7 protein-coding genes and 1 pseudogene are annotated in these 7,706 nt (G+C 62.9%); 3 read left to right on the forward strand and 5 right to left on the reverse strand.

Translation table 11 applies throughout. The features are described from left to right. A pseudogene (locus WCA85_RS00490) lies at nt 1-413 on the reverse strand (AraC family transcriptional regulator); the annotation flags it as partial. Between the two features lie 37 nt (nt 414-450). Then, complete coding sequence (locus WCA85_RS00495; RefSeq protein ID WP_424061005.1) at nt 451-792, reverse strand: FKBP-type peptidyl-prolyl cis-trans isomerase; 342 nt, start codon at nt 790-792, stop codon at nt 451-453. 193 nt (nt 793-985) lie between these two features. Between WCA85_RS00495 and WCA85_RS00500 the strand changes: the two genes are divergently transcribed. The 3 genes from WCA85_RS00500 to WCA85_RS00510 all read left to right on the forward strand — a co-directional run bounded on the left by WCA85_RS00500 (nt 986) and on the right by WCA85_RS00510 (nt 4,021). Next, a complete protein-coding gene (locus WCA85_RS00500) occupies nt 986-1,783 on the forward strand; it encodes a sensor histidine kinase (RefSeq protein ID WP_424061007.1) in 798 nt (265 codons plus the stop codon). 124 nt (nt 1,784-1,907) lie between these two features. Further along, nucleotides 1,908-3,251: a hemolysin family protein gene (locus WCA85_RS00505; RefSeq protein WP_424061009.1), complete on the forward strand. Its 1,344-nt coding sequence runs from the start codon at nt 1,908-1,910 to the stop codon at nt 3,249-3,251. A gap of 47 nt (nt 3,252-3,298) precedes the next feature. Then, nucleotides 3,299-4,021, forward strand: coding sequence for a sulfite exporter TauE/SafE family protein (locus WCA85_RS00510; RefSeq protein ID WP_424061012.1), 723 nt, complete (start codon nt 3,299-3,301; stop codon nt 4,019-4,021). Between the two features lie 69 nt (nt 4,022-4,090). On the opposite strand, the gene WCA85_RS00515 is transcribed toward WCA85_RS00510, so the two are convergent. The 3 genes from WCA85_RS00515 to WCA85_RS00525 all read right to left on the reverse strand — a co-directional run. Beyond that, on the reverse strand, nt 4,091-4,582 hold the full coding sequence (locus tag WCA85_RS00515) for a hypothetical protein (RefSeq protein ID WP_424061014.1): 492 nt from the start codon (nt 4,580-4,582) through the stop codon (nt 4,091-4,093). An 11-nt stretch (nt 4,583-4,593) separates the two neighbouring features. Then, entirely contained in the window at nt 4,594-7,443 is a 2,850-nt protein-coding gene (gene treY, locus WCA85_RS00520; protein ID WP_424061016.1) for a malto-oligosyltrehalose synthase, read from the reverse strand. Beyond that, a partial coding sequence (locus WCA85_RS00525; protein ID WP_424061018.1) for a 4-alpha-glucanotransferase occupies nt 7,440-7,706 on the reverse strand: 267 nt, incomplete at its 5' end. The genes treY and WCA85_RS00525, both read right to left, overlap by 4 nt.

The raw sequence follows: 7,706 nt of genomic DNA on the forward strand, positions 1-7,706 counted from the left end.
GCGCATAGACGCGCGGCGGCGTCCCAGTGAAAGCGGCGCTCCGCGAGATCGTCGCCGGCCTGCATGCCGCCGATAGCGCCCGCCGCGATGCTATGCACAAGCCGTGTCAGGGACGCATCCACCGAGACGGCCCGCGCCTTGTCGAACAGGCGCTGCGGCACCGCGAGCGACGTCGCAGGCAAATCCAGCACCAGTTGCCGATTCTCGCCGATGCCAGCGTAATCATGCTGGGCGCCAGCGGGAATCAGCCAGGCCGAGCCCGCGTCGATCTCCTGTCCGACGCCGTCCACGGTCATGATCATGGAACCGTCCAGCCCCAGCACGACCTGATGAAAGTCGTGCAGATCCGACGCTTCAATCGCGCCGTAACGGCGCAACGAAACGCTAGGGGCAGTAACGGCAGCGTGAGTCATGTGGGGCGCAGAGGGTCGAGCAACGCTAAACCAATGCTCAAACTTCGAGCAATTCCACTTCGAATACGAGCGTCGCGTTCGGCGGAATCACGCCGCCTGCGCCGCGCACGCCATAGCCGAGTTGTGGCGGAATCGTCAGCTTGCGCACGCCGCCAACCTTCATGCCCTGCACGCCTTCGTCCCAACCCTTGATGACCATGCCGCCGCCCAGCACAAACGAGAACGGGTCGTTGCGGTCCTTGCTCGAGTCGAACTTCTGGCCGTCGGTTAGCCATCCGGTGTAGTGCACGCTGACCGATTTGCCGGCGACGGCTTCAGCGCCGGTGCCTTCGGTCAGGTCTTCGTATTTGAGGCCGGATTCGGTAGTCACGGTCGACATGAGCTGCTCCTTGATACGGTTTGTAAAAACCGACATTGTAGGCGCGTTGGGGTCACGCCGCCCACCTCACGCGAGGCAGACGTTGCGAGAATCCTTGCGGTGCAGACGCGAGTCGGTCGTGGCAGGCGGCGCAGCGTGCCTATAATGAGGACTCTCCGTTCATTCTCGTGCACTGCCTAAGAGGGCTTCGATCGTGACAACGTCTTCCACTGGGACTGGCGGCAGCCAGCAGGTTCCGTCCGGTGTCTCCTTGTCCGAACGCACCGCGCATCTGTGCGCGGAGACCGCGCTGTTCATGCGCGATCACGTACTGTCGCTCGTGTCGCATGATTTGCGCGGCCCGCTGAATGCGATTCACAGTTGGGCCTACGTACTCGAGCGCAAGCTCGACGCCAACGATCCCGCCGCCCATCGCGCCATTACCGGCATCCGCAGTGGAGTGGATCAGCAGGTGAAACTGCTGGAGACGATCGTCGATACGACGCGTGCCGGCACCAAAACCATCGCACTGTCGCGCGAACCGTTTGCATTGCAGGCCTTGTTCTCGGATGCCGCGGACGAGGTTCGCGCACAACTTGCGCGTTCGAGGGGCGTATCGGTTGCGTTCGACTCGGGATTGTCTACCGAGCAGTTCAACGGCGACCGCGCGCGCCTCTCCGCTGCGTTGTGGCTGATGCTTACGTTGGCCGTGGAAGCCAGCGCGAGCGGCTCGAAGGTGACGCTTGCCTCCAGCGCCGACGCCACGTCATGGCGCGCCACGGTCGTCTTTGATGCGACACCCGCCGCGCTCGACGACGAATCACTGCCTCATCTGCTGGAACCATTCGCGCGCACACAGGCGCGCGCGCCACGCGAGGCTGGACGAATCGCGTGGGTGATGTCGCTGTGCAAACGGGTTGCCGAGGCTCATGGCGGCACCTTCACACAAGGTGAGTTTCAGGAAGGACAACCGTCGACGCTGGTCTTCCAGGTACCGCTCGCCGCGCCCTGAACGCAGCCGGGCATCGACGCGAACCTGGACGCCCGTCGATGGCGGTGCGGCATCGCGTGCGCCATAACTTTCATCCAGCTTTCATTCTCTATACTGACAACTTTTGTTGCCGGAGCGCATTCTCTTGATTCAGGTTGTCGCCCTTATCGGTGCGTTGTTGCTCGTTGCGCTCAACGGGTTTTTCGTCGCCGCCGAATTCGGTCTGGTGAAGTTGCGCCATACCCGCGTGCACAGCCTCGCCACGCAGCATGGGATGCGCGGGCGTCTGCTGGCGAAGGTGCATGGGCACCTGGACGCTTATTTGTCTGCCTGTCAGCTCGGTATTACGCTCGCGTCGCTGGGGCTTGGCTGGATCGGCGAACCCGCTTTCGCGGAATTGCTGACGCCGGTGTTCAGGCTGCTCAGTGTCGAATCGGAAAATCTGATTCACGGCATTTCCCTGTTCTTCGCGTTTTCGTGCATTTCGTTCCTGCATATCGTGGTGGGCGAACTGGCACCGAAGTCGCTCGCGATTCGCCAGGCGGAGAAGGTTTCGCTGTGGACCGCCGCGCCTCTATACGGCTTCTATTGGGCGATGTACCCGGCAATCTGGGTGCTCAACTCGAGCGCGAACGCCGTATTGCGCGTTACGGGCCTGAGCGCGGGTCACGGTGGCGACACACATTACTCCACGGAAGAACTCAAACTCATCCTGCGCGGCCGGAGCGCCGCCGTGACAAGTGGCAGGGGTGCACCGGAAGACGCGTATAGCCAGGACGAGTGGAACACCATCGCGCACTCACTCGATTTTTCGCGCATGACAGTGTCCGACCTGATGCGGCCGGCCTACGAGATGGTGGGACTGCGGCGCGACTTGCCGTTGCGCGACAACATGCAGGTGGTGGCGCGGCATCGCTTTAGCCGCTATCCGCTGTTCGAGGATGCGGCAGGTGAGCGGGTGATGGGCATGATTCACCTGAAGGATCTGCTGCTCGCGCGTCACGCGGGCGGCACGCTCGACGATCTGTCGAAGTATGTGCGCCCTGTTCAGTACGTGCGGCCGGAGATGCCGGCGCTCGATCTGTTCCGCCGCTTTCGCACGGGTGCGCCGCACATGGCGCTGGTCGGTCACAAGAACGCCGCGCCGATTGGCTTCCTGACCCTCGATAATCTGCTCGGCGCGCTGGTCGGTCAGATTCACGACGAATTCCGCCAGGGCGACGCCGACTGGACCCGCATGGACGACGGCACGCTGATGGGCAAGGGCAGTCTGCCGGTGGTGTCGCTGGAGCGGGCGCTGGGGATCGATATTGACGAGGGTCGCGCCGAATCGGTTGGCGGCCTCGTGATTCAGGCGCTCAACGATCTGCCGACCGAAGGGCAACGCGTCGACTTCGTTCGCTTCGATATCGTCGTCAAGAAGATGAAAGGGCCACGCATTTTGCTAGTGCGCGTGTATCCCAAACTGTTCGACGACGAAGGCGGTTAGGCGATTCGGCGGTTAGAATCCTCGTCGATCAACATCGCGGGGGCGACATGGGATATCTGCTTGTGCTGTGCGTGGGACTGGTGGCCGGCGTACTGAGCGGCGTCATCGGCACAGGCTCGTCGATGATGCTGATGCCCGTGCTGGTCATGCTGTTTGGTCCGCAGCAAGCCGTGCCGATCATGGCGATTGCCGCGATCATGGGCAATCTCGGCAAGATCCTCGCGTGGTGGCGTGAAATCGATTGGCGGCCCTGCGCGGCCTACTGTTCAACCGCAGTGCCGGGCGCGGCGCTCGGTGTGCGAACCTTGCTTGCCTTGCCGCCTCATGCGGTCGAACTGGCGCTCGGGGTGTTTTTCCTCGCCATGGTGCCGACCCGGCGCTGGCTCGCGCGTCGTTCGGTTCAGTTCTCGCTCTTTCATCTGGCGTTGATTGGCGCCGTAGTTGGCTTTTTAACTGGCATCGTCGTTTCGACGGGGCCGATCACTGTGCCGGTTTTCATGTCATATGGGCTTGTAAAGGGCGCATTCCTGGCGACGGAAGCCGCCGGCTCGATGGCGGTGTATGGCACCAAGGTGGCTGTATTCAAGCACTTTGGCGCGTTGCCGCTGAATGTCGTGTTCGACGGTTTGATTACCGGATCAGCGCTGATGACGGGGTCGTTTGCTGCGCGCTCCATCGTGGTTCGCATGAGCCCGCGCGCGTTCAAACTGGTGGTCGACGGGTTGATGCTGTCCTCAGGATTGTCTTTGTTGTGGGCCGCCGGGCGGTAAGGGCCCGCGGTGGCGGGAGCAGTATGGCGCTGTTGCGCCGCCACTCATCAGCACTCGTCAGCTACCCCCTCATCCCACCGACGCCTCGAACACTCGCCGATAGTTACCGCCAAGAATCATCCCCACTTCTTCTTTGCCGAAGCCGGCCGTCATCAGCGCATCGCCCAACGACGGTAATTGCTCGTAGCTTTGGAACACCGGCGGCTCAGTCGGGATATCGCCCATTTCGTTGACCCGATAGTGAGTGACTTGCAGGTGACGCAGTTGATGCAGCGTATACGCTTCATCCACGCGGTCGAGTTGGATCTCCAGAAAATCCGAGCCTTCGGCGGCGATGCTCGCGCAGGGCCCCCCTTTACCGTTCGCAGTCAATGAAGCGGTGTTCGTCACAACCTGCATCTGCTCGCGTTCAATTAGCTCGTGCGAACGCTGGAATTCGGTTTGGCCGAGGGCATATAGTTCGCCATCCTTAGGAGTTCGCCAGGCTTCGAAGCGCTTCCGGTCGGCGGATACGCGGGTGACGGTAGTGTCGGTGACGATTGCGAGGCAGATGACGTTCATGCCGCCCGCACTTAAGTCCGTGGCACTCCGTCTTCCACCAATACGGCCACCGGCATCGTCGCAAGCGCATCGCGCAGATACAGCAGGCCGTCATCGCCGACCTTGGGCGCGGCCGGACTCAGCCAGTCGAACAATGCCCGTGACTTCAACTCCTCGGGCATCTCGATCGCCGTATCGTCCCACTGCGCGGGTTCGACAAGTGGTGCGTCGCTATTCTCGCTGAGCAAACCTGCCGCCAGACGTGTCGCCACGATCACTGCCCAGGCATTGGCGTGTCTGCGTGCGAACGCAATGACATGCGCAGCGTGTTTGCCCTGCACTTTCAGCGGTAGATACGCGCCCTGACTCAGCAAATCCGGCAGATGCACGCGCAACGATAGCAAGCGCTGCACGACAGCGAGCTTCACCCGTCCGTTGCGCCACTCCGGCAGGAAGTCCGACGGCGGCGACTCGGCGAGCCACGCCTGCCGCTGCGCAAAATCAACCGGTCGCCGATTGTCCGGATCGACCAGGCTGAAGTCCCATAGCTCCGTGCCTTGATAAAGATCCGGCACGCCCGGCGATGCCAGCCGTAACACCGTCTGCTGCAAGCTGTTAATGGCGCCAGCGGGAGCGATGCGGGCAACCAGCGCCGATAATTCGCGCAGAAAGCCATCCCGCCGCTGCGGCGCGAGAATATCGAACAGAAACGTGCGACAGGCGTTCTCGTAGGCCTCATCGGGCGCGAACCACATGGTGCGCAGTTTCGCTTCACGCAACGCCTTCAACTGCCATTGCGCAACGCGTTCTGCGAGTTCCTTTACGCCGGCCTCGTCATCAGGCGAAAGCTCCGGGGGCCAGCAGCCCACTAGCGTCTGATACAGCATCGCTTCGGCACCCGGACCTGGTGCCCAGTTTTCATCGAGACTCGTCACGTTACCGTCGAGCGCGCGCCGCTGCGGCGCATTCAGCGTCGACCACGCGCGCAGCGTGGCGCTCCAGTCCTGAGCGATCTCGCTTAGCACGGCGAGACGCGCCCGCAAGTCTTCACCGCGTTTGTGATCGTGCGTGGCGGTGGCGAGCATTGCATGCGGAAAGCGCCGGGCGCGCTCGGCATTGGCGGCGTGAAACGCGTCAACGGAGAGCGAGAATTCGCCGGGATCCGAACCCACCTCGTTACGCGACAGCAAGCGGCCATAGCGATAGCACGCCGTGTCTTCGACCGCCTTGGCCGCGACGGGCGCGGTTAGCTGCGAGAAGAGCGTTTGCGCAGTGCGCCGCGACGATCCCGCGTGAGTGAACGGCATACCGTTCTGGCCTTGCTGAGCGCCGCCAGACGTACGCGCGGGCGGGGCGGCGTCCTCTGCGGCACTGCCGCCCAGCCACGCGTCGACCTGATCGAGCACGCCATGATCGGCGGGTGAAAGCGCGTCTCGCGCCCCCTCCAGCGCCTGATTGAAATAGACGTTGTCGGCTTCGGTGCGCAGACCGCTCTGTGGATAGATGCGGTACACCGGAAAATGCACCACCAGTTCGGTCAGTACGCGGCGCAGCGCAGTGAAGGTGAAGTCGCGGGTGGTGATCGAGTCGCGCGCGATTCGATGCAAGGCGCGTGCTGCGCGATCCAGTTCCGCCGCCAGGTTTTCCGCCAGAATCTTGCGCCGCGCCGACAAGGCTTCATCGGCAAAGACCGCACTGCGTCCGCTCAATTCCGCCCATGTGGCGGCAAGCGGTTCGGTTCCGGCGGCATCGTGCAGCAGCGCACCGACATCGTTCATGAAGTCGTAGCCGGTGGTGCCATGCACGGGCCAGTCGTCGCGCAACGGCTCATCACGGCCAAGGATCTTTTCCACCACCAGATACGGTTCGCCTTCGCGCAATTCGCCAAGGCGTTGACGCAACCGCTGACAGTATTCGCGCGGCTCGGCGAGGCCATCGATGTGATCGATGCGCACGCCGTCGATTACGCCTTCCGCATACAGACGAAACGGCAGCGCATGCACGGCGTCGAACACCTCCGGTCGTTCGACCCTTACACCCGCCAGCGTGCTGATGTCGAAGAAACGCCTCCAGTTCACCTCGTCCGAAGCAGTCCGCCACCAGGCGAGCCGGAAATGCTGCCGCTCGAGCAGCCGATGCAGCCGATCACGCGTGACCGGTTCGCCAGGCGCATAGGCGGCGAGCGCAAGGTCGATCGCCGCCGTGCCGTTCTGCGCGGCGAATTCACGCAGCGCCTCGCGCGCTTCGACGGCGCGTGGCTGATCAGCGGGTTGAGTCGTCAGTCCCTGGAAGCGTTCGGCGAGCGCGCTCAGATCGGCGCGGTCGGCGCCTTGCAGGATGGCTGCGTAATCGATCGGGCATACCGGTCCCACGTGCGGCCCGTAGGCGATGTAAAAACGCCCCGTGTCGGCAGCGAAGCGCAGTTCGATCCGTCCCGCTGCCAGTTCGTCGCCATACGGGGCACCGAGGCACGGCAGCAATACCTTGCCGCGCAAGGCCGGATCGGGCGAATGCCAGTCAATGTCGAAATGCCGCGCGTACGTGCTATGTCGTCCCCATTCGAGAATATCGAGCCACCATGCATTGCTCGACCCACCCACGCCCATGTGATTCGGCACCACGTCGATGATCAGGCCCATGCCGTGTTCGCGCAGTTTGTCGACTAGCCGTCTGAGTCCCGCTTCGCCGCCGCATTCCGCGCTGATCTGGCTGTAGTCAACTGTATCGTAGCCGTGCATCGAGCCTGGTTCCGCGGTGGTCACTGGCGACGCATAAAGATGGCTGATGCCGAGCGCAGCGAAGTACTCGACGTGCTTGAGTGCATCGTCAAAGGTAAAGCCACGATGGAACTGAAGTCTGAGCGTGGAACGCGGGACGGTCATAGCGTATCGGGCCCCGTAGAAGCTGTGGGAGCAGTGGAAGAAGAGGATGCGCCGCGCGCCCGGTCGACCGCTAACAGGCGGTCGGCAAAGGCGGGCTCGGTGAAGAGTTCGTCGATGGGCAGCGCGAGGCGCCGCCGCCAGTTCGGATGCTCATCAATCGAGCCAGGCAGGTTAGGCTGTTCTTCGAGCGCAAGCAGATCCTCGAGGGGATAGGTGACCAGCGGCGCGGGCGTCGCGGCGACGTAGGCCAGCGCTTCGTCCAC

Origin of the sequence: Paraburkholderia sp., assembly GCF_049581445.1 — a bacterium.
Taxonomy (GTDB): domain Bacteria; phylum Pseudomonadota; class Gammaproteobacteria; order Burkholderiales; family Burkholderiaceae; genus Paraburkholderia.

Bases quoted from the DNA above. Each gene is read 5' to 3' on its own strand.
- WCA85_RS00515 (WP_424061014.1), bottom strand. From the start codon at position 4,582: ATGAACGTCATCTGCCTCGCAATCGTCACCGACACTACCGTCACCCGC.
- WCA85_RS00495 (WP_424061005.1), bottom strand. From the start codon at position 792: ATGTCGACCGTGACTACCGAATCCGGCCTCAAATACGAAGACCTGACC.
- WCA85_RS00510 (WP_424061012.1), top strand. From the start codon at position 3,299: ATGGGATATCTGCTTGTGCTGTGCGTGGGACTGGTGGCCGGCGTACTG.
- treY (WP_424061016.1), bottom strand. From the start codon at position 7,443: ATGACCGTCCCGCGTTCCACGCTCAGACTTCAGTTCCATCGTGGCTTT.